The organism is Streptomyces sp. Pv4-95, from assembly GCF_045782725.1.
Classification (GTDB): domain Bacteria; phylum Actinomycetota; class Actinomycetes; order Streptomycetales; family Streptomycetaceae; genus Streptomyces.
This window is the reverse complement of sequence record NZ_CP127172.1, coordinates 6529773-6549527: the sequence shown is the minus strand read 5'-3', so window position 1 is coordinate 6549527 and position 19755 is coordinate 6529773. Positions and strand designations below refer to the sequence as shown.

The following is a 19755-nucleotide window of genomic DNA, read 5'->3' as shown; positions in this document are numbered from 1 at the left end:
CCTGCCGGCTGCGGCAGTCTCAAGTGGGAGCACGATGTCGTGCCGGGGTATTCCCTTACGGGGCCGGCCTCCGGGCCCTGGCGCCGGGTGGCGATCACGTCCGCGATCGCGGTCGCAACGCCCGGCCCCGGACGGGTCGCCGGCCCGTGAAGCAGCGGATGCGGTGTCAGAGCACCTTGGACAGGAAGGCCGCGGTGCGTGCGTGGCGCGGGTTGTCCAGGACCTGGCCGGGCGGCCCCTGCTCGACGATCCGGCCGCCGTCCATGAAGACCACCGTGTCGGCGACCTCGCGGGCGAAGCCGATCTCGTGGCTGACCACGATCATGGTGGTGCCCTGGTGCGCCAAGTCCTTGATGACGTCGAGGACTTCGCCGACCAGCTCCGGGTCGAGCGCGGAGGTCGGCTCGTCGAAGAGCAGCACCTTCGGCTCCAGGGCGAGCGCCCTGGCGATGGCGACCCGCTGCTGCTGCCCGCCGGAGAGCTGCCGGGGGTAGGCGTCCGCCTTGTCGGCGAGACCCACCCGGTCCAGCAGGGCGCGGGCACCGGCGAGGGCGGTCTTCCTGGGCCGTCGCAGCGCGGAGACGGGTGCCTCGGTGATGTTCTCCAGGACCGTCAGATGCGGGAAGAGGTGGAAGTTCTGGAAGACGAAGCCGATGTGGGTGCGCTGTTTGAGGATCTCCCGTTCGCGCAGCTCGTAGAGCTTGTCGCCCGATCTGCGGTAGCCCACCAGGGAGCCGTCCACGCTGATCCGGCCGCTGTCGACCTTCTCCAGGTGGTTGATGGTGCGCAGCAGGGTGGACTTGCCCGAGCCGGACGGCCCCAGGATGACCGCCACTTCGCCGGAGCGAACCTGCAGATCGATGCCGCGCAGCACCTCCAGCGGGCCGAAGCTCTTGCGGACCGCGCGGAGTTCGACCATGGCGGAGGTCGTGGCGGAAGTGGTGGCGGGCGTCGCGGTGGTGCTCATCGCGTGGCTCCTCGGGCGTAGTGACGTGCGACGTGGTGCCGGCGGGCGGAGAGCCCACTGGTCAGGAGGACGCGCCGGACGCCGGCGGCCCTCTGGGCGGTCTGCGCGGCGGGCCCCTCACAGGTCGGCGACACGGGATTCCTCGGAGACCGGTGCGGCGCGGGGAGCGGCGACGGAGGAGGTGGCGGGCGTGGTGGCCCGCACGCCGGGCGCGGCGGGCGGTGCGGCCAGGTCCCGGAGAAGGGTGAGCAGGGCCCGCGCGGTGGCGTCGTTCTGGCGGAAGGCGGGCGCGTTGGTGCGGGGGCGGGCGAACGCGCCGCCGGACCGGGCGTCGGTGTGCGGACCGAGGGCGAAGCGACGCGGGTGCGGCCGGCCCGCACGGTCCAGGACCCGGCCGTCGGCGGCGTCCACGGCCAGCAGTCCGCCGGGCGTCGATACCGCGCCATCGGCGTGCAGCCCGCGCAGCAGGGCGTCCCCGGTGTGCTCGACCGTCGGCTCCGGCAGCCGCGCCTCCACCAGCGCCGCGGCCTCGACGGTCTCCCCCGGCACACCGCTGCTGCCCGCCCGGAACACCCCGCGCCGCTCGTCGGTGGTGACGGTGGTGTCCGGGCCGAGGAACCGCACCACACCCGCCCGGGAGAGGGCGAGCAGCTGCCGCAGCCGCGGGCCCGGCGGCCCCGAGGCGAGGTAGCTGAAGAAGCCGTGCCACCACGGCCCGCGGTCGCCGATCCGGACCAGCTGACCGTAGACCGACAGCAACGCCAGGAAGACCGCCAGGTCAGGGCTGTGTTCCGGGTCGTGTCGGCGGTCGAGATCGGCCTCGATGTAGCCGCGCAGCCCCTCCTGCAGAGCCTCACCGTCCGGGTACGTCACACCCGCGAGCGGATGGTCGAGAGCCGCCAGGTCCAGCCGGTCCGCGGGGTCGGGGACCGATGCCTCGACCAGGGCCCCGAGCGCGGCGCTCCCCGGTTCCTCGGCGGCGTACTTCTCCTCGAAGTCCGGCCAGGCCATGCGGGTGCGGCCGGGGTGCACGGTGAACAGCCGGTGGTAGTGCGCGAAGCCCAGCTCCTTGTCGATCAGGGGCAGTACGTCGCGCCGGAAGTCGAGGCCCTCCTGCCGCTCAAGCAGCGCGTCGACCTGTGCGGGCCCGAAGAAGCGCGGTACGGGCGGCCGTTCGCCGTGCAGCTCGTAACCGATCTTGGAGTGGTAGGGCACCCCGCGCCGGGACCCGACATGCAGGACGGGCTCGCGCCCCGAGGGACGGTAGACCGGCTCGCCGTCGGGGCCGGTCGTGTACGTGCCGCCGCGCCCCTCGGTGAGCAGCACCATCAGGTCCACGAACGCCAGCCCGAAGCCGCGGACGAGCACCGGCTCGCCGGGCCGCAGCGCGCTCAGATCGCTGTCCGCGGTGAACGCCGGCGGCAGATACGTCAGTTGGTGCCGGGTCGCGAAGTCGGCCAGGGCCTCCTGCTCGGACGACGGCGCGGACTCCAGATGCCCGAGGGCCAGCACGACGGCATCGGCGACGAGCGGCTCGGCCCGCCCCTCCAGCCACACCTGCTGCCGGCCGTCGCGCGGACCGGACACCCCTACGGCCGTGCGGCGGTGTTCGTGGACGGCGATCCCCGGCGGCAGCGACGCGACCGACCGGTCATGGACCCAGCCGAGGTAGTCACCCTGCAGCCGGCGGCCCGCGAAGTCCCGCGGCCCCAGGGCCTCGACGGCGGCGGCGACGTGCGGTGCGACGGTGTGCTCGCCCGCGCGCACGCCGGCGGCCCACTCGGCGAGCGAGGGTCCGGGACGTACCGGCCCTTCCAGCTCCACGCTCTCGTCGGTGAACATCGTGACGTCCTCGGCGGTGGAGTTCATCCACAGCAGCGGGGACTGGTCATGGCGCCAGATCCGGCCGCACCCGGGCGGGTACGGATCGACGAGGTGCAGGTCCAGGGGCGTATCGCCGTACAGGGAAACGGCGTTGGCGGCGATCCGCTCGACCAGTCCACTGCCCCGCGGCCCTGCTCCCACGATCACCAGGGAGGGCCTCATCGGGCGCCGGCCGTTCCGCGGGCGTAGTGCCGCTCGATGTAGTGCTGGCCCACCCCGAGCACCGAGGTGACCACGACGTACCAGATGGTGGCGACCAGCAGCAGCGGGATGACCTGGTAGGTGCGGTGGTAGACCAGCTGGACGGAGTAGAGCAGGTCCTGGACGGCGATGACGCTGACGATGGAGGTGCCCTTGAGCGTGCCGATCAGCATGTTCCCGGCCGGCGGCACGATCGCGCGCATCGCCTGCGGCAGCACGATGCGGCGCAGCCGGCGCCAGGCGCCCAGACCCAGCGACTGGGCGGCCTCCCACTGCCCCCTGTCGACGGACAGGATGCCGCCGCGGACGACTTCCGCGGCGTAGGCGGCCTCGTGCAGGGTGAGGCCGATGATCGCGATGCTGACCGGGCCGAGCAGGTTCACCGTCTTGACCGTGACGAACTCCGGGCCGAACGGGATACCGAGGCCGAGCTGCGGATAGAGCGCGCCGATGTTGAACCAGAACAGCAGCTGGACCAGGATCGGCATCGACCTGAAGAGCCAGACATAGCCCCAGCTGACGCCCTGCAGAATCCTGTTGGAGGACAGCCGGCAGACGGCGAGCAGGGTGCCGAGGGCGAAGCCGAGCACCATCACCAGGACCGTCAGCCACAGCGTGAGCCCGAGGCCGCGCAGCACGGCGGTGGTGGTGAAGTACGCGCCGACGACGTCCCATTGGAAGGCTTCGTTGCGGACGACGGAGTTGCCCGCCATGACGAGCAGCAGCACCACCACGCCGGCGGCGAGCCACTGGCCGGTGCGGCGTACCGGGACGACCTTGAGGGCGTCATCGTCGGCCGGGGTGTCAGGAGGAGCGAGGAAGCGGCGGTCCGACGGCGCGGAGGCGTCGGTGACCAGGGAATCGTTCACAGGCATGTGTGCGGGCTCCGTGGATTCAGTGATCGAACACGGGTGGAGCGCCTTCACACAGGCAGCACGGTCGAGCCCCTCAGCACGACCGGCCCTTGAGGTTATGAGGACAACACGCCCCGCTGTCAAGGCTGTCCACACTGTGAGCAGTGCGTCACAGTCCGGTTGACGCACAAACGGATGCCTGTTCCACTTGGCGCATGTATTCATGGCAGCGGCTGGTCACCCGCGACCACATCGACTTCGGTCGTGTGTGGTCGTCGTCCTGTTGAGCTGACGCCCTGCCCTGAGGCCCGCCGCCGCTGAGGCCGGGCCGCTTCGCGGTTCCCTCTCCTCCACCGCGCGCCTTCACGCTTCGCGTCGCCGAGCGACGCACCCCTCCCCTCGCATGCCCGGATCCGGGTGCCGGCACGCCGGCTCTCGGCCCTCCCCTCGCACCCCCATTCCGCCATTTCCGTCATTCGTTCCTTCGTTCCTTCGTTCCTTCGTTCCTTCGTTCCGTCGGCACGCTCGCAGAAGGGCGCGACATGCGCATCGGTGTCACGACCGACCACGCTCTCCCCCGGCACCCCACCCGTCATGGGTCCCTTCGGTGTCCCGCCCCTCCGGCGCACGACTCCGCCTCCGCCCCGCCCGGCCAGGAGACCGGCCGGTGACCGCCGCACCCGGGCCGCCGCGCTCCGCCGCGGTGACCGTCCTGCACACCGCCGTCTCCGACCCACTCGCCCGCCCCCTGCTGGACGAACTCACCCACGAATACAGCACCCGCTACGAAAAACCCGTCGACCTGAGCCTGGAGTACCCGGACGCGGAATTCGACCCGCCACGGGGCGCGTTCCTGCTGCTCCTGGAGGACGGCAGCCCGGTCGCCGGCGGCGCGTACCGCCGCTACGACGCGCACACCGCCGAACTCAAGCGCATCTGGACGCACTCCGCTCACCGCAGGCGCGGTCTCGCCCGCCGCGTCCTCGAAGCGCTGGAACAGGACGCCGCCCAACGGGGCTACCACCGCGTCTACCTGACGACCGGTCCGCGCCAGCCGGAGGCCAAGGGCCTCTATCTCGCCGCGGGCTACCGCCCGCTGTTCGACCTGTCCGCCGCCCCGGAGACGATCGGCCCGCTGCCGTTCGAGAAGCATCTGGAGAACCCACGACCATGACCACCTCCCTGCCGCGCCGCACCGCGCCGCGCGCCGCCGCCCTCGTCGCCACCGCGGCCCTGGCGCTCACCGCCTGTGGCACCGGCGACCCGGCAGCCGGCTCGCCGGCGGGCCCGGCGGCGGCCGGTACCGAGCTCCCCACCACGGATGTGGTCTCCAAGGTCGAGAAGGTCCCGGCCGCCGCGAAGCTGCTGCCCGCGGACGTCCGCGCCCGGGGCACCCTCTCCCTCGCCACCAGCGTCGGCGCCCCGCCCAGCGCGACCTATCTCGCCGACGGCAAGACCCTGGCCGGCCAGGACGTCGACTTCGCGGACGCGGTCGGCAAGGTCCTCGGCCTCCGGCTCAAGCGGGAAGTGGCGAGCTTCGAGGCGATCCTGCCCGCCCTGGGCAGCGGTAAGTACGACCTGGGCACCGGCAACTTCGGCGTCACCGACGACCGCCGCAGGACCATCGACTTCGTCACCTACGTCAATGACGGGCAGGGCTTCGCGGTCCGCGCGGAGAGCTCGCTGAAGAAGGTCACCTCGCTGCGGCAGCTGTGCGGTCTGACCGTCGCCACCGGTGCGGGCACCACCTTCGAGGCGACCCTGGAGCAGAACCGGCCCCTGTGCGCGAAGGCGGGCAAGAAGCCGTACGACGTCAAGACCTACGCCGAGCAGGGCGCCCTGTGGATCTCCCTGCAGCAAGGCCGCACCGATGTGGTGATGAGCACCATCAACGGGCTGCGCTACGCCGTTCGGCAGCAGAAGGGGCTGCGGTTCCTCAACGAGTTCAAGCGCCTCGACGTCGGGTTCGCGTTCAAGAAGGACACCCCGCTGGCGCCCGCCGTCCAAGCGGCGGTCAACCGGCTCAAGAAGGACGGCACCTACGACCGCATCCTGAAGAAGTGGGGCACCGAGAAGTCGGCGATCACCACGTCGCGGATCAGCCCGCCGGAGATCCGGTGACCGGCCGCTGAGCCGCCTCGCGCACCGGCGGCCCCGGGTACGGCACCCCGGTGGCCGCCGGTGACGCGACCACCCGGAGAGCCGGAAGGGAACCGGCGTCCCTTGTCAACGACCCTCCGCCGCATCACTCGCCCGATCATCGGGCCACCTCCTGGCCGTCAACCTGAGGCACCATCATCGACCCTGGTCCGGTGGGTGAACCTACCCGGCGGTCCGGTCGGCGCTGCGCTGACCGTGTGTCAGCTCCGCCGGGCGCGTAACGATCAGTCACCTCGGGCGCACAGTCAGTTCCCTTTCGGGGTAGGAGAGCTGACGACATGCCACCCTCAATGCACCAGATGTGTCACGAACCCCCCGAGCGGCGGCTATCCACTTGGCACCACCTCCGTCTCATGGACGACGATAGAGAGGCGGAACACAGCGACCGCGGGTGAGAGGAGGCGTCCATGGGATCGGTGCGCAAGGCGAGTGCCTGGCTTGGCCTCGTCGACGACAACGATGACGAGCGCTACTACGACGACGACTACGCCGAGGGACCCGAGCCCGGCGAGGCGGGCAGCACCCCCTGGGTGACCGACCCGCGGGTCCGGGTTGCCGACCGGGCCGCCCAGGACCAGGGCACCCGCATCGCCACGGTCACCCCGGACGGCTTCGGTGACGCCCGCGGCATCGGCGAGCTCTTCCGGGCCGGCGTCCCGGTGATCGTGAACCTGACGTCCATGGACCCCACCGACGCCAAGCGCGTGGTGGATTTCGCCGCCGGCCTGACGTTCGGGCTGCGCGGATCGATCGAGCGGGTCGCCACCCGCGTCTTCCTGCTCACTCCCGCCGACTACCAGGTCGTCAGCGGCGAGGCCGACGGGCACCGCAACGGCGGCTTCTTCAACCAGAGCTGACCGGCGCCCGTGCCCTGAGCACGGCTTGGCGGCCGCCCCCGGAGAGGGCAGCCGGCCGAGCCGCGCGGGGCCGCCTCCCGGAGGGGGCGGCAGTTCCGCACCGGCCGACGGGTCGGTGCGCGCTGCGTCGATCCGGCGACGCCGGAGGCCGGCCCCGGGGCCGGCCGGCCGCTCAGCGGAAGGCGTCGAGGCCGGTCAGCGCCTTGCCGAGCACCAGCTGATGCATCTCCACGGTGCCTTCATAGGTGAGCACCGATTCGAGATTGGTCGCGTGCCGCATGACGGGGTACTCCAGCGAGATCCCGTTGGCGCCCAGGATCGTCCGGGCGGTGCGACAGATCTCCATCGCCTCGCGCACGTTGTTGAGCTTGCCGAAGCTGATCTGCTCGGGGCGCAGCCGCCCCGCATCCATCCGCAGCCCGAGGTGATGGGCGAGCAGGATCCCCTTGTGCAGCTCCACGGCCATATCGGCGAGCTTGGCCTGGGTGAGCTGGAAGCCGCCGATGGGCCGGCCGAACTGCTCCCGGGTCCTGGAGTAGTCGAGCGCCGCCTCGAAGCTCGCACGCGCGGCGCCCATGGAGCCCCAGACAATGCCGTAGCGGGCGTGACTCAGGCAGCTGAGGGGGCCGCGCAGGCCGGTGACCTCGGGGAGTACGGCGTCGGCCGGCAGCCGCACCTCGTCCATCACCAGCTCGCTGGTCACCGAGGCGCGCAGCGACCACTTGTGCTTGATCTCGGGGGCGGAGAAACCGGGGGCGTCGGTGGGGACGACGAAGCCGCGGATGCCCTCGTCGGTGCCGGCCCAGACCACGGCGACGCCGGCCACCGAGCCGTTGGTGATCCACATCTTGCGGCCGGTGAGGACCCAGTCCGAGCCGTCCTTCTTGGCGTAGGTGCGCATCCCGGCGGGGTCGGAGCCGTGGTCCGGCTCGGTCAGGCCGAAGCAGCCGATGACCTCGCCGGAGGCCATCCGCGGCAGCCACTGCTGCTTCTGCTCCTCGGAGCCGAAGCGCCAGATCGCGTACATGGCGAGCGAGCCCTGGACGGAGACCAGCGAGCGGATGCCGGAGTCGGCGGCCTCCAGCTCCAGGCACGCCAGTCCGTACTGAACGGACGAGGCGCCCGCGCAGCCGTAGCCGGTCAGGGACATCCCGAGCGCGCCGAGGGAGCCCAGCTCGCGGGCGAGTTCGCGGATGCCGGGCAGTTCGCCGCGCTCGTACCAGTCGGCGATGTCCGGCAGGACGCGGTCGGCGGCCCACTGGCGGACGGTGCCGCGGACGGCGCGGTCCTCGTCGGTGAGCAGGTCGTCGATGCCCAGGGGGTCGCGGGGATCGAACGGCGGCAGCGAGGACGACTTGGCGGACATGGCGGGCCTCCGGCGGGTTCAGCACGCGAAAAACTAGCAGTGGTAGTTATTGCGTCTCCGACGGTACGGCCACCGTGGCCCGGCGGGCAAGGGGCGCCGAAACGCGGCGCGTCCCGGGCCCGGGGTCACAGCAGGCTCCGTCAGGACGGGCGCCCTATCGATACCCGCAAACCGTATAGAGGGGACACGGTTCGTGCCGCGGGCGCGCGGCACGGTCCCGTCAGCGGCCGGTGTTCGCCGGAGCCGGTTCACCGTCGCGGCTGACGCCGGTGGCGTTGTCGCCCTCGGCCCGCTCGGCGGAGTCCGCGGCCCGACGCGGCAGCCGCAGCGCGATCGCCGCCCCGACGAGCAGCAGCACCGCGCTGGCGACGAGCGTGACGTGCAGTCCGCGGACGAAGGACTCGCGAGCGGCCTCACGCAGCGCGTGCTTGGCCGACTCCCCCAGCCCCGCGGCGACCTTGTACGCCTCGCCCAGGGAGTGCGACGCCGAGGCGGAGGCCCCCCGGGGGACACCGTCGACATGGGACAGACCCGGGGCGTACGCGGCGTTCATGACACTGCCGAGCAGCGCGACGCCGATGCCCGCGCCGAGCTGGTAGGAGGTCTCGCCGATGGCGGCGGCGCCGCCGGACGCTTCCGCGGGGGCCTCGCTGAGCATCGACTCGTAGGCCCCGAACAGGGTGGACTGGAAGCCGAATCCCAGGAGCACGAAGCCGAGGGAGAGCAGCCAGATGCGGTCCTGGTCGTTCATCGCGGTCAGGCAGAGCACCGCGACGGCGGTGAGGACGAAGCCGAGCGAGACCATGGCCCGCGGCCCGACGGCCTGCAGCATTCGCGAGCCGGTGAGCCCGGCCGCCATGGCGGCGAAGACCAGGGGCAGCATCCGCAGCCCGGTCTCCAGCGGGCTCAGGCCGAGCACGAGTTGGAGGTACTGCACGGCGATCAGCTGAAGGCCCACCAGGGCGAGCATCGCCAGCACGATGCAGCCGACGGAGGTGCCGAACGCCGGGCGGGCGAAGAGCCGCATGTCGATCAGCGGGTGCACGCGCCGTCGCTGGCGGTGGACGAAGAGGACCAGCAGCAGGGTGCCGAGGACGATGGGGAGAAGGGTGGTGAGGCCGAGCACGGCCTCGCCACTGCCGATGCGCTTGACCCCGAGGACGATGCCCAGCACGCCGAGCGCCGCGATGACGGCGCCGATCACGTCCCAGGGCCCGTTGCGCTCACCCCGCGACTCCGGCAGCAGCCAGCGGCCTATCAGCAGCATCACGGCCATCATCGGGATGTTGATGAGGAAGACCGAGCCCCACCAGAAGTTCTCCACGAGGAAGCCGCCCAGCACCGGGCCGACCGCGGCGCCGACCGCCGCCACCGCGCTCCACACGCCGATGGCGACCGCGCGCTCGCGCCGGTCGGGGAAGACCTGGCGCAGGATCGACAGCGTCGCGGGCATGATCATCGCGCCGCCGATGCCGAGCAGGGCACGCGCCACCATCAAGGTCTGCGGGTTCGGCGCCAGCGCCGCGGCGGCCGAGGCGACACCGAAGAGGCCGTAGCCGAGGAGGAGGATGCGCCGGCGCCCCACCCGGTCGCCGAGGGTGCCGAAGAGGATCAGCAACGACGCGGCTATCAGCGGGTAGACATCGACGATCCAGAGGAGTTCCACCGGGCCCGGCCGCAGATCCTCGGTCACCGAGGGCACCGCCACGTACAGGATCGTGGTGTCCAGCGCGACGAAGAGCAGGCTGACACAGAGCACGATCAGCACGGTCCAGCGGCTCGCACCGCCGCCTGAGAGCCGGGGAACACCAGCCGTCCGTCCCTTGTCGGACGCGGTCGTCCCGGACATGCAGTACCTCCTGTCATGCTCTCGCGGCCGCGGAGCAGGGCGCGAAAACGCCCCGGGTGAACCGGCGGCACGGGCGAGTTGATACGTCAGACTACGCGAATCACCCGGGGGCCCGCGTGGCTCACCTCACGATGAGACGCGCATCGCAGGTCGTCGCGTTCCCTCGACGCCGCAGGCAGAGGCGCTTCTTTCACCCTGGATAATCGTCCGGGTGAACGATCTTGCCTCGACCGCCGCCCCCGGCCGGACCGTGTGCGGTCCCGCCGTCCGGGACGCCCTGCGCCGGGCCGCGCCCGCCCTCACGGCGTACGCGGCCATCCGGCTGCTGGGCGTGGTCGTGCTCGCGGTGTGGTCGGCGGCGAACGGCAAGAGCTGGCACACACTGCTCTCCGCGCGCTGGGACGCCCTCTGGTACACCCGCGTCGCCGAGCAGGGCTACGGCTACAGCGTGCAGCTGGCCAACGGCGATGTGCATTCGAACCTGGCGTTCTTCCCGCTGCTTCCCTGGCTGGAGCGGGGCCTGTCCGCGCTGCTGCCGCTGTCCGCGGCCGACGCCGGGATGATCGTGGCCTGGACGGCGTCGCTGGGGGCGGCCTGGGCGCTGTACGCGACCGGCGAGCGGCTGCACGGGCCGCGTGCCGGAGTGGCCCTGGCGGCCCTCTGGGCAGCCCTGCCGGTGGGCATCGTGCAGTCGATGGCCTACTCGGAGTCGCTGTTCACCGCCCTCGCGGCCTGGGCCGTGTACTGCGTCCTGACCGGGCGCTGGGTCTGGGCGGGGGTGCTCGCCTCGCTGGCCGGGCTGACCCGGCCGGTGGGTGCCGCGGTCGTGGCGGCGGTGTGGATCACCGCGGCGGTGACGGTGTGGAACGAGCGGGCCGGCGGTGTGGGACTGCGCGCGGCCCTCGGCGGCCGCCACCGGGGAATGCTGCTCGGCGTGCTGATCGCCCCGCTCGGCTGGTGCGGCTTCTTCCTGTGGGTCGGCGCCCGGCAGGGCAGCCTCACCGGCTATCTGGACGTCCAGGGCGGCTGGGGCAACGGCTTCGACGGCGGAATGGCCTTCGCCTCCTTCATCGGGGACCTGCTGTCCGGCCCCGCCTTCGCCGCCGGGCTCGGCCTGCTCATCGGTGTCGCGCTGGTCATCTGGCTGTACGTCCGCGGAGTGCGGACGGGACAGCCGCTGCCACTGCTGGTCTACGGCGGCGCGGTGCTGCTGCTGGCACTGACCGCCAAGGGGTACTTCGGCTCCAAGCCGCGGCTGATGCTGCCGGCCTACCCACTGCTGCTGCCCCTCGCGGTGGGGCTCGCGCGCCTGCGTCCGGCACGATCGTGCCTGGTCATCGGGGTGGTCACGGTGGGCTCCGCGCTGTACGGCGCCTTCTGGCTGAACGGCTCCGGCCCACCGTGACCGGAAGCCGCCCCTCCGTAAGGACGCCGCGGGAAACATCCCGCGACGCCCCGGCGAATCAGGGATAAACTCCCGCGAGGAAAAGCAGATAAGGCGCTCACACCGGCGACACGCGGACGCCACGAGGGGAATCCGAATCGCTTCGAATTCACTTCCAAATCCCTGCCTCCAAGCCCTGTTTGAGACACATTCCACATCACATCGTCATTACAAAGCTCACAGTTTGACCAAGCAGCTACATCACACGCGGTAACGTCGATTGAGTGCGTACCGATGACAAGCTCGACCAGATGGAGGAGCGCCCGACCGATCGCGGCCGACCCCTACCACGCATGACCCGGACCCGCCTGTGGCTGTTCGGAGGCACGCTGGCGGTGTACATCGCGATCGTGGTCGGAGTGCTGGCCACTTCATGGCTGGTCACATTCGACTGGCAAGTCATGTTCTTCAAGCCGTACAAGCAATGGCCTGAGATCCATGCCTTCCTCGACTACTTCGTTGTCCTGGGGCAGCGCGGACCGACCGCTGTGGCGGTGGCCGCCTGGCTGGGCTGGCGGTGCTGGCGCCAGCGCAACCTCCACCCGCTGCTGGTGCTCGGCGCCTCCCTCCTCCTGCTGAACGTGACCGTGGGCGCCGCCAAGCTCGGCATGAGCCGGCTCGGCCCGCACTACGCGACCACCGTCGGCTCGAACGAGATGTGGCTCGGCGGCGATATATTTCCCTCGGGTCACACCGCGAACGCCGTGGTCACCTGGGGTGTGCTGGCCTACCTGGCGACCACGCCGCTGCGCCGCCGCACCCTGTCGGTGATCGCGGCACTGGGCGCCCTGGGCGTCGGCATGACCACCGTCTACCTCGGTACGCACTGGGTCAGTGACGTACTGCTCGGCTGGGCGGCCGGACTGCTGGTGCTGCTGGCGCTGCCGTGGCTGGAGCCCGGTCTGACCTGGGTCGAGGACCGCATCATGGGCGTCCTGCTGCGCCTGTGGCTGCGACTGCGCCCCGACTCGCTGCGCGGCCCGCTGCCGGCCGGAGCGCCGGCCCCCGGCATCTCGCGCCAGCGTGTCGGCGCGGACGGCGAGGCGCTGGTGCGCGAGGCCGTCAGCGTCGGTACGGGCGGCCGCGGCGCGGCCACCCGCGCGCCGGACGGCTGGCCCCACCACCCGGCACGTCCGCACACCTCCCGCTCGGAGCGCTCACCGGTCACCCCCGCGGGCAGCCGCCGGCCGCCGCACGCGGACCGCGTCCCGCGCAGCACCCCGATGAGCCCGACGTCCGGGCGGGGCCGCAACGGGACCGGCTGACCGCCTCCCCTGACCGCGGGGCCGGTACGCACACCCGCTACCCCGCACCGAAGGCCCCGGCCGCTCCTGAGGGAGCAGCCGGGGCCTTCGTCGTACGCGAGGGCGGTCAGCCCTGCCAGGTCCGGTGCACGACGCCGTCCTTCACCTCGAAGTTGAGCCGGCCGACGAGGTATTCCATCGTGATGATCGCGCCGGGCGGCAGCGAGCGGACCGTGGTCCAGCCGCGCGCGCGGGCACGCTCCTCGGCGTCCTGCTGGGCGAGGCCGGTATATGCCTCGGTGTCGTCCTGGGGTTCGTTCGGAAGGTTCGGTTCGGGTGCCATGACAGCCACGTTAGGCGCCTGTACCGGAGCACGGAAGGCCCTTCTGTCGCACACGCCGGTGCCTTCCGGGTCTGTCATTGGTCACACTTGTGTCACAGCCAAGGCTCCTGCGTTTGCGGGAACTCCCGTCACCCGTACGTGCCGTGTGATGCCGCAACCGGGTGGAAAATAAAGCGGCCTGAATTCCTCCTTGATCAAATGCGAAGCGGTGTGCAGCCGGCCCGGACAACGCCGGACAGAGTTGGGAAAACAATCCGCCGTCCGGTGCGCATTTCCCTTACCCGAAGTGCTTTATCGGCCAAGGGGCAATTGGCCAACGAGACACACTCCACACACATTTCCCGCACATCGCCCATGGCCGCCCTCGGCGTGCCGTCCCGGACACCCCGCCGCGGCCCCGCCCGGCGCCGCCGCCCGCCCGCGGTAACGGGGCGTCAGATCCCGCCGGGCACGGCCGGAGCGCCCCCTCGCACTCCCCTCCCGACCCGAGCATCATGGCCCCGGCCCCCAGTACACCCTTGAGGAACGAGGTGCGGCGGATGGGTACGGACACCGCCCGAGCGAGCATCCGGCCGACCAGGGCGCGACGCCGGGGTTCGATCCTGGTCGACTGGCTGACCACGACCGACCACAAGAAGATCGGGCATCTCTACCTGATCACTTCCTTCGGGTTCTTCCTGTTCGGCGGCCTGCTGGCGCTGGTGATGCGTGCCGAACTGGCCCGTCCCGGCCTCCAGCTCGTCAGCAACGAGCAGTTCAACCAGGCGGTCACGATGCACGGCACGATCATGCTGCTGCTGTTCGCCACCCCGGCGTTCGCCGGCTTCGCCAACGAGATCATGCCCTTGCAGATCGGCTCTCCCGACGTCGCCTTCCCGCGGCTGAACATGCTCTCGTACTGGCTCTACCTCTTCGGCGCGCTGATGGTGGTGGGCAGCTTCCTGACCCCGGACGGCGGACCGGGCTACGGATGGACGGCGTACGCGCCGCTCAACTCCCCGACGCACGCCCCGGGCCTCGGCGCCGATATGTGGATCATGGGCCTGGCGCTGGCCGGTTTCGGCACCATCCTCGGCGCGGTCAACTTCATCACCACGATCATCGGCATGCGGGCGCCCGGCATGACGATGTTCCGGATGCCGGTCTTCACCTGGAACGTGCTGTTCACATCGATCCTGGTGCTGCTGGCGTTCCCGGTCCTGGCGGCCGCGCTGCTGGTGATGGAGGCGGACCGGCGCTTCGGGGCGGTGGTGTTCGAGCCCCAGTGGGGCGGTGCGCTGCTGTGGCAGCACCTGTTCTGGTTCTTCGGCCACCCCGAGGTCTACATCATCGCGCTGCCGTTCTTCGGGATCATCACGGAGATCATCCCGGTATTCTCCCGCAAGCCGATCTTCGGGTACATCATGCTGATCGGCGCGACGATGGCCATCACCGGCCTGTCGGTGGTGGTCTGGGCGCACCACATGTTCGTGACCGGCGCGGTGCTGCTGCCGTTCTTCTCCCTGCTGTCGTTCCTGATCGCGGCGCCGACCGGGGTGAAGTTCTTCAACTGGATCGGCACCATGTGGCGCGGTTCGCTGTCCTTCGAGACCCCGATGCTGTGGGCGATCGGCTTCCTGGTGAGCTTCCTGTTCGGCGGGCTCACCGGCGTCATCCTGGCCTCGCCGCCGCTGGACTTCCACGTCACCGACTCGTACTTCGTGGTCGGCCACTTCCACTACGTCGTCTTCGGGACGGTGGTCTTCGCGACGTTCGCGGGCTTCTACTTCTGGTGGCCCAAGTTCACCGGCAAGATGCTCGACGAGCGGCTCGGCAAGATCCACTTCTGGACGCTGTTCGTCGGCTTCCACACCACCTTCCTCGTCCAGCACTGGCTGGGTGTGGAAGGCATGGCGCGCCGCTACGCCGACTACCTGAGCGCCGACGGCTTCACCGCCCTGAACACCCTCTCCACCATCGGCTCGTTCCTGCTCGGCGCCTCCACGCTGCCGTTCCTCTACAACGTCTGGAAGACCACGCAGTACGGGACCGCGACGACGCTGGACGACCCCTGGGGCTACGGCCGCTCCCTGGAGTGGGCGACCTCCTCGCCGCCGCCGCGGCACAACTTCACCACCATGCCCAAGATCCGCTCCGAGTCACCGGCCTTCGACCTGCACCACCCCGGGGTGGGCAAGCCGCCCGCCGCTATCCCAGCGCCCGGGACAACCGGTCCCTGACGTCCCGTATGCGATCGAGCAGTTCCGGCGGTTCACGGACCTCGAAGTCGAAACCGGTCAGCACCAGGTGGATCACCATCACGTCGAGGCTGTGCGCCCCGGTCCGCAACAGGCAGCTGTTCTCGTCGACCGCCTCCAGGACCCCCGCCGAAGGACCGATACGCGTCGCGGCCCGCTCCAGCGGCACGCGCAGCAGGACCGTCGCCCGCTCCGCGTAGGCGTGGGTGGAGACGCCCTCGGAGACGTACGCCGCGAGATCCTCCGCAGGCGGGGGCCGGGGCGTGAACCGCGGGCCGTGCGGCGGGGTCGGGGTGATCCGGTCGGCGCGGTAGGTGCGCCAGTCGGCGCGGTCGACGTCCCAGGCGACGAGATACCAGCGGCGCTGGGTGGAGACCAGCCGGTGCGGTTCGACGTTGCGGCGGGTGACCGTGCCGTCGTGGGAGACGTAGTCGAAGCGCAGCCGCTGGCAGTCCCGGCAGGCGTGCGCGAGTTCGGTCAGGGTGGCGGCGTCCACCCGCGGGCCGCCGGTCCTGCCGGGCATCGGCACGGTGAAGGCGGTCAGCGCGCCGACCCGGCGCCGCAGGTGGTGCGGCAGCACCTGCTCCAGCTTCGCCAGCGCCCGCACGGAGGTCTCCTCGATGCCCTCGACGCTGCCCTCCGCGGCGCTGCGCAGCCCCACCGCGACGGCCACCGCCTCCTCGTCGTCGAGGAGCAGCGGCGGCAGCTCGGCACCGGCGCCGAGTTGGTAGCCGCCGGCGGTGCCGGGCGTGGAGTGCACGGGGTAGCCCAGCTCGCGCAGCCGGTCGATGTCGCGCCGGACGGTGCGCGGGGTGACGCCGAGGCGGTCGGCGAGATCCCCGCCCGACCAGTCCCGATGCGCCTGCAGCAGGGAGAGCAGACGGAGCAGCCGTGCCGAGGTGTCCAACATGCGCCAAGTCTCGCAGCGTTTGCGGACAGGTACTGTCCGCGTGCGCGAGACGTCCTTGTCCAGGTGTGGAGCCCGGCGCGGCCTGCTGCCGCAGCTCTCCGGCGGCGTGCGGGCAGCACGAAGGGCGGTGCGAGCCCGCACCGCCGTCGTCCCTCGCGTCCGGCTACGCCTCGTCGGCCGGTCCCGCGACCCTTATCGCCAGGTCGTTGTCGAGCGTGTAATACGGGCCGACCCTGACCGGCCCCGCCGGTGCCTGCACCGCGAGCGCCGGGTAGCTGAAGACCTGCTTCTTGTCCGCGACGTCGTCCAGGAGGCGGGCGATGCGCACCGGCCTGGCGCCTTCGGCGGGACGCACCCAGAGGTCCCACGGCTCGCTGCCGCGCTTCCAGCGGACGGCCAGCTCCTCCCACGGCAGAGTGAAGGTGAAGTGCGCGCCGTCGACGGTCAGCGGGGCCGTGACGACCACGGGGGTGCCGGAAGCCGGCCTTCCGTCGGCCGGGGCGGAACGCCGGGCGCGGGCCTCGGCCCGGGCACCGTCGGCCGGGACCGCGCCGTACAGCCGGCCGGAGACCGTCAGGCCCTCGGGCGCCACCAGGATGTCACCGGCCTCGGCGTGCGGACCGCGCAGCCAGCTGCGCAGCGCGAGGTTGCCGAACTTGGTCGCGTACGGGATGCGCACGCCGAGCCGGCCGATGCCCGTCAGCGGCCTGCGGTCCACCAGCGACCGCAGGTCGTTGACGCCCGGCAGCAGGCGCCTGGCGTCCTGGCCGTCGCCGAGGTCGGCGTAGGCGTTCCAGCGTCCCTCGGCGAGCGCGACGGTGCTGGGGAGCACGGCGCGCAGCTGCCCGGAGCCGTTCGGGCCGAGCGGCAGACGCACCTCCTCGTCCGTCCCGTCCGTGCCGCCGTCCTGTTCCTTGCCGGTGGAGCGCCGCCGCAGCACCAGCGCGGCGCTCCACGCGGTGGGCAGGTCCTGAGGGGCGTTCAGATCGAAGGTCAGGCCGCCCGCGGAGTCCGCGATGCAGTCGGCCTTCAGCACCTCGGGGACCCGGGCCGCGCCCGCGTCCTCGCCTGCCGTGGCGGCGTGGACCGCCTCGCCACCCGGCCCCGCGGGGCCGGTGGCGTCGGCTCCCCCGGCGGGTGGCACCGCCGGTGTCCGGTCGATGTCCTGGTGCTCCTTCGCGTGGTGTCCGCTCGCGGGGAGCTGGGTCGACGCGTTCATACCGTCCGCACCCCTCTCAGCGCGGCACGAGCCGCGTCCTTGGTGGCGTAAGCGCCGCTCAACAGTGCTCCTCGGGTGCGATGAAGGGTGCCGCGCACGCGGCTGCCCCGTCTTTGCGCCAGCAGGTCGCCGAAGAGCGATTCGTAGCGCTCGGCGATCGTGGCGGGATCGAAGCGGGCGGACGCGGCGAGTGCGGCGCCGCCCATCCGCTTGCGAGCGGCGTCGTCGTTGATCAGTTCCAGCAGCGACCCGGCCAGCGCCTCGGGGTCGCCGACCGGCACCAGCCGGCCGTCCACCCCGTCGCGGATGATCTCGCCGGGGCCGTGCGGGCAGTCGGTGGCGACGACCGGCAGGCCGCTGCGCATGGCCTCCACGATCGTCATCCCGAAGGATTCGAGGCTGGAGGAGACCGCGGCGATGGAGCCCTTGGCCCACTCGGGCTCCAGGGGGTTGGCCGGCCCCATCAGGAAGACGTGGTTGTACAGGCCGAGTTCGTCGATCAGGTCGCGCAGGGCGGCCTTCTCGGCGCCGCCGCCGTAGATCCGCAGCCGCCAGTCGGGCCGCTCGGCGGCGACCCGGGCGAAGGCGCGGATGAGGATGTCGTAGCGCTTGACGCGGGCGAGCCGGCCGGCCGCGACGACCCACTTGCCGCTGCCGTCGGCCGGCTCCAGGCCGGATGCGGGCACGCTGTTGGGCACCGCTTCGACGCGGACTCCCGGCAGTCGCAGCGTCCGGCGGTAGGCGCGGGCATCGGCCTCGGTGACGGTGGTGACCGCGTCCAGCCGCGGATAGGCGCCGCGCAGCGCCAACTTGAGCGCCCGGCTGTGGGTGTCGAGGGTCAGGTGCTCCTGGCCGATACGGACCGGGCCGCGGCGCGCCTGCTTGGCGATGTGCACATTCAGACCCGGTCTGGTGCCGACCACGACGTGCGCCTCGATCCCGCTGAGATGCTGGGCGATCCGGCGGTCGGTGAGCTCGCTGTACTGGCCGAAGCGGCCCTCGGCGGAGGGGAAGACCTTGGCGGGGCGGGCGTGTGCGGGATCGGCGCCGTCGTAGGTGGAGCTGTTCTCCCGGATGTCCACGAGATGACGCAACGTCACCTGAGGCCCGAGGGAGAACACCGGCTCGTCGCGGTGCCGCAGCACGGACACTATCTCCACGTCGTGCTGCTCCGAGAGCGTACGGGCCAGGTTGAACGTGGTCCTGATCGTCCCCCCGATGCCGTATGCATTGTGAATCAGGAATGAGATGTGCATCCGTCCCCCGCGTCCCCTGGTCATCCGTTGTGCCTGGCCGCCCCGTGGGCCACGCCGCGCGCCCCTCCCGACGGCTTCGTACACCCAGTTGCTGAACGGTAGGACCGTGAAACGAGGTTCCGGGTTGGGGGCTTTCGCCAAGTTGTTCCGAAAAAGTTAGGGCATCGGTAGAGAAGTGAGGGAACCTCTGCGCCGAGAAATCCCTCCACCTACGGACAACACAGCCGATGGACCCACCGGAGGGAGGTGCACCTGCGCCTCCCGACGTCACCGCCTCGGGTGACCGGAGTGCGCCGGCCGCGCGCCGGTCCGCAGCCGTGCGTGCCGTCCCCCCTTGCCTCCCCTGTCCGCGCGGTACAGCACCGGCCATTCGCCGCGGAGCCGGAGCTCCTGCGTGACCCCGTCGAGGGAGTCGCCCGGCGGAACGGCATAGGTCTTGCCGCTCAGCCCGTAGCGCTTGGAGCAGGCGGGCCAGGCCCCCCAGCCCTGGACGGCGAGGACCTTCTCCGCGATCTCGATCTGCTCGTCGCGGGTGGCGAGGTCGGCCCGTGCCGCGTAGACGGAGCCGCCGAAGCTCTTCCAGGTGCGCTGCGAGAACTGCAGCCCGCCGTAGAAGCCGTTGCCGGTGTTGATGTGCCAGTCACCGCCGCTCTCGCACTCGGCCATGCAGCCCCACGGCCACTGGTCCTCGGCGCAGGCGTACGGAGCCGGGCCGCCGCGCGCCCCCGCCCCCCGCGACTGCTCCGCAACGGCCTCCACCGGCAGGCACAGCAGCAGCGCTGCGGCCCCCGCGGCGAGCAGCCCTCGGGCCGGGAAGCGCCATGCGACTGATGGGTAGTCAGACATAACCGGTGACGTTAAGCAGCGCCACGGCGCGGCGGGCCGGTGCCGCGCCCCCGACAGGGCGGGCCCACCCGGTCCGGTGTATCGCGAGCCGCCACCTGCGCCGGGCTCTGCGCAGAGG

At 71.5% G+C, this 19755-nt stretch carries 16 protein-coding genes; 6 read left to right on the top strand and 10 right to left on the bottom strand.

All coding sequences use genetic code 11. The features are described from left to right. Positions 1-166 precede the first annotated feature (166 nt). The 3 genes from QOM21_RS28645 to QOM21_RS28635 all read right to left on the bottom strand — a co-directional run bounded on the left by QOM21_RS28645 (position 167) and on the right by QOM21_RS28635 (position 3927). A complete protein-coding gene (locus tag QOM21_RS28645; RefSeq protein ID WP_407553869.1) occupies positions 167-967 on the bottom strand; it encodes an amino acid ABC transporter ATP-binding protein in 801 nt (266 codons plus the stop codon). A 117-nt stretch (positions 968-1084) separates the two neighbouring features. After that, positions 1085-3013 (bottom strand): FAD/NAD(P)-binding protein, encoded by a 1929-nt coding sequence (locus QOM21_RS28640; RefSeq protein ID WP_407553868.1) that lies wholly within the window; start codon positions 3011-3013, stop codon positions 1085-1087. After that, on the bottom strand, positions 3010-3927 hold the full coding sequence (locus QOM21_RS28635; RefSeq protein ID WP_407553867.1) for an amino acid ABC transporter permease: 918 nt from the start codon (positions 3925-3927) through the stop codon (positions 3010-3012). The genes QOM21_RS28640 and QOM21_RS28635 overlap by 4 nt, the downstream gene beginning before the upstream one ends. A gap of 646 nt (positions 3928-4573) precedes the next feature. On the opposite strand from QOM21_RS28635, the gene QOM21_RS28630 reads away from it, so the two are divergent. From QOM21_RS28630 to QOM21_RS28620, 3 genes are all read left to right on the top strand, one after another. After that, positions 4574-5080: a GNAT family N-acetyltransferase gene (locus tag QOM21_RS28630; protein WP_407553866.1), complete on the top strand. Its 507-nt coding sequence runs from the start codon at positions 4574-4576 to the stop codon at positions 5078-5080. Beyond that, on the top strand, positions 5077-6027 hold the full coding sequence (locus tag QOM21_RS28625; RefSeq protein ID WP_407553865.1) for an ABC transporter substrate-binding protein: 951 nt from the start codon (positions 5077-5079) through the stop codon (positions 6025-6027). The genes QOM21_RS28630 and QOM21_RS28625 overlap by 4 nt, the downstream gene beginning before the upstream one ends. Positions 6028-6473: 446 nt before the next feature. Next, positions 6474-6923 carry a cell division protein SepF gene (locus QOM21_RS28620; RefSeq protein ID WP_407553864.1) on the top strand — a complete coding sequence of 150 codons (450 nt, stop codon included), beginning with the start codon at positions 6474-6476 and terminating at the stop codon, positions 6921-6923. Between the two features lie 172 nt (positions 6924-7095). On the opposite strand, the gene QOM21_RS28615 is transcribed toward QOM21_RS28620, so the two are convergent. Then, on the bottom strand, positions 7096-8289 hold the full coding sequence (locus tag QOM21_RS28615; protein WP_407553863.1) for an acyl-CoA dehydrogenase family protein: 1194 nt from the start codon (positions 8287-8289) through the stop codon (positions 7096-7098). Positions 8290-8509: 220 nt separating this feature from the next. Beyond that, positions 8510-10138, bottom strand: coding sequence for an MFS transporter (locus QOM21_RS28610; protein ID WP_407553862.1), 1629 nt, complete (start codon positions 10136-10138; stop codon positions 8510-8512). Positions 10139-10349: 211 nt separating this feature from the next. Here QOM21_RS28610 and QOM21_RS28605 point away from each other — a divergent pair, with 211 nt between their 5' ends. Next, on the top strand, positions 10350-11543 hold the full coding sequence (locus QOM21_RS28605) for a hypothetical protein (RefSeq protein ID WP_407553861.1): 1194 nt from the start codon (positions 10350-10352) through the stop codon (positions 11541-11543). A 263-nt stretch (positions 11544-11806) separates the two neighbouring features. Further along, positions 11807-12847 carry a phosphatase PAP2 family protein gene (locus QOM21_RS28600; RefSeq protein WP_407553860.1) on the top strand — a complete coding sequence of 347 codons (1041 nt, stop codon included), beginning with the start codon at positions 11807-11809 and terminating at the stop codon, positions 12845-12847. A gap of 106 nt (positions 12848-12953) precedes the next feature. Here the strand turns inward: QOM21_RS28600 and QOM21_RS28595 are convergent, their stop codons facing one another. Next, positions 12954-13169 carry an I78 family peptidase inhibitor gene (locus QOM21_RS28595; protein WP_407553859.1) on the bottom strand — a complete coding sequence of 72 codons (216 nt, stop codon included), beginning with the start codon at positions 13167-13169 and terminating at the stop codon, positions 12954-12956. 539 nt (positions 13170-13708) lie between these two features. On the opposite strand from QOM21_RS28595, the gene ctaD reads away from it, so the two are divergent. Next, positions 13709-15388, top strand: a complete 1680-nt coding sequence (gene ctaD, locus QOM21_RS28590) for a cytochrome c oxidase subunit I (RefSeq protein WP_407553858.1) — start codon at positions 13709-13711, stop codon at positions 15386-15388. Here the strand turns inward: ctaD and QOM21_RS28585 are convergent. From QOM21_RS28585 to QOM21_RS28570, 4 genes are all read right to left on the bottom strand, one after another. Then, a complete protein-coding gene (locus tag QOM21_RS28585) occupies positions 15357-16316 on the bottom strand; it encodes a helix-turn-helix transcriptional regulator (protein WP_407553857.1) in 960 nt (319 codons plus the stop codon). The genes ctaD and QOM21_RS28585 overlap by 32 nt on opposite strands. A 163-nt stretch (positions 16317-16479) precedes the next feature. Continuing rightward, positions 16480-17535 (bottom strand): hypothetical protein, encoded by a 1056-nt coding sequence (locus QOM21_RS28580; RefSeq protein WP_407553856.1) that lies wholly within the window; start codon positions 17533-17535, stop codon positions 16480-16482. After that, positions 17532-18791 carry a glycosyltransferase family 4 protein gene (locus tag QOM21_RS28575; protein WP_407553855.1) on the bottom strand — a complete coding sequence of 420 codons (1260 nt, stop codon included), beginning with the start codon at positions 18789-18791 and terminating at the stop codon, positions 17532-17534. Before QOM21_RS28575 ends, QOM21_RS28580 begins: the two co-directional genes overlap by 4 nt. Positions 18792-19058: 267 nt before the next feature. Further along, positions 19059-19637 carry a transglycosylase family protein gene (locus QOM21_RS28570; RefSeq protein ID WP_407553854.1) on the bottom strand — a complete coding sequence of 193 codons (579 nt, stop codon included), beginning with the start codon at positions 19635-19637 and terminating at the stop codon, positions 19059-19061. Positions 19638-19755: the final 118 nt, after the last annotated feature.

Bases quoted from the DNA above. Each gene is read 5' to 3' on its own strand.
- ctaD (WP_407553858.1), top strand. From the start codon at position 13,709: ATGGGTACGGACACCGCCCGAGCGAGCATCCGGCCGACCAGGGCGCGA.
- QOM21_RS28595 (WP_407553859.1), bottom strand. From the start codon at position 13,169: ATGGCACCCGAACCGAACCTTCCGAACGAACCCCAGGACGACACCGAG.
- QOM21_RS28645 (WP_407553869.1), bottom strand. From the start codon at position 967: ATGAGCACCACCGCGACGCCCGCCACCACTTCCGCCACGACCTCCGCC.
- QOM21_RS28570 (WP_407553854.1), bottom strand. From the start codon at position 19,637: ATGTCTGACTACCCATCAGTCGCATGGCGCTTCCCGGCCCGAGGGCTG.
- QOM21_RS28640 (WP_407553868.1), bottom strand. From the start codon at position 3,013: ATGAGGCCCTCCCTGGTGATCGTGGGAGCAGGGCCGCGGGGCAGTGGA.
- QOM21_RS28625 (WP_407553865.1), top strand. From the start codon at position 5,077: ATGACCACCTCCCTGCCGCGCCGCACCGCGCCGCGCGCCGCCGCCCTC.
- QOM21_RS28615 (WP_407553863.1), bottom strand. From the start codon at position 8,289: ATGTCCGCCAAGTCGTCCTCGCTGCCGCCGTTCGATCCCCGCGACCCC.
- QOM21_RS28620 (WP_407553864.1), top strand. From the start codon at position 6,474: ATGGGATCGGTGCGCAAGGCGAGTGCCTGGCTTGGCCTCGTCGACGAC.
- QOM21_RS28610 (WP_407553862.1), bottom strand. From the start codon at position 10,138: ATGTCCGGGACGACCGCGTCCGACAAGGGACGGACGGCTGGTGTTCCC.
- QOM21_RS28575 (WP_407553855.1), bottom strand. From the start codon at position 18,791: ATGCACATCTCATTCCTGATTCACAATGCATACGGCATCGGGGGGACG.
- QOM21_RS28585 (WP_407553857.1), bottom strand. From the start codon at position 16,316: ATGTTGGACACCTCGGCACGGCTGCTCCGTCTGCTCTCCCTGCTGCAG.
- QOM21_RS28635 (WP_407553867.1), bottom strand. From the start codon at position 3,927: ATGCCTGTGAACGATTCCCTGGTCACCGACGCCTCCGCGCCGTCGGAC.
- QOM21_RS28580 (WP_407553856.1), bottom strand. From the start codon at position 17,535: ATGAACGCGTCGACCCAGCTCCCCGCGAGCGGACACCACGCGAAGGAG.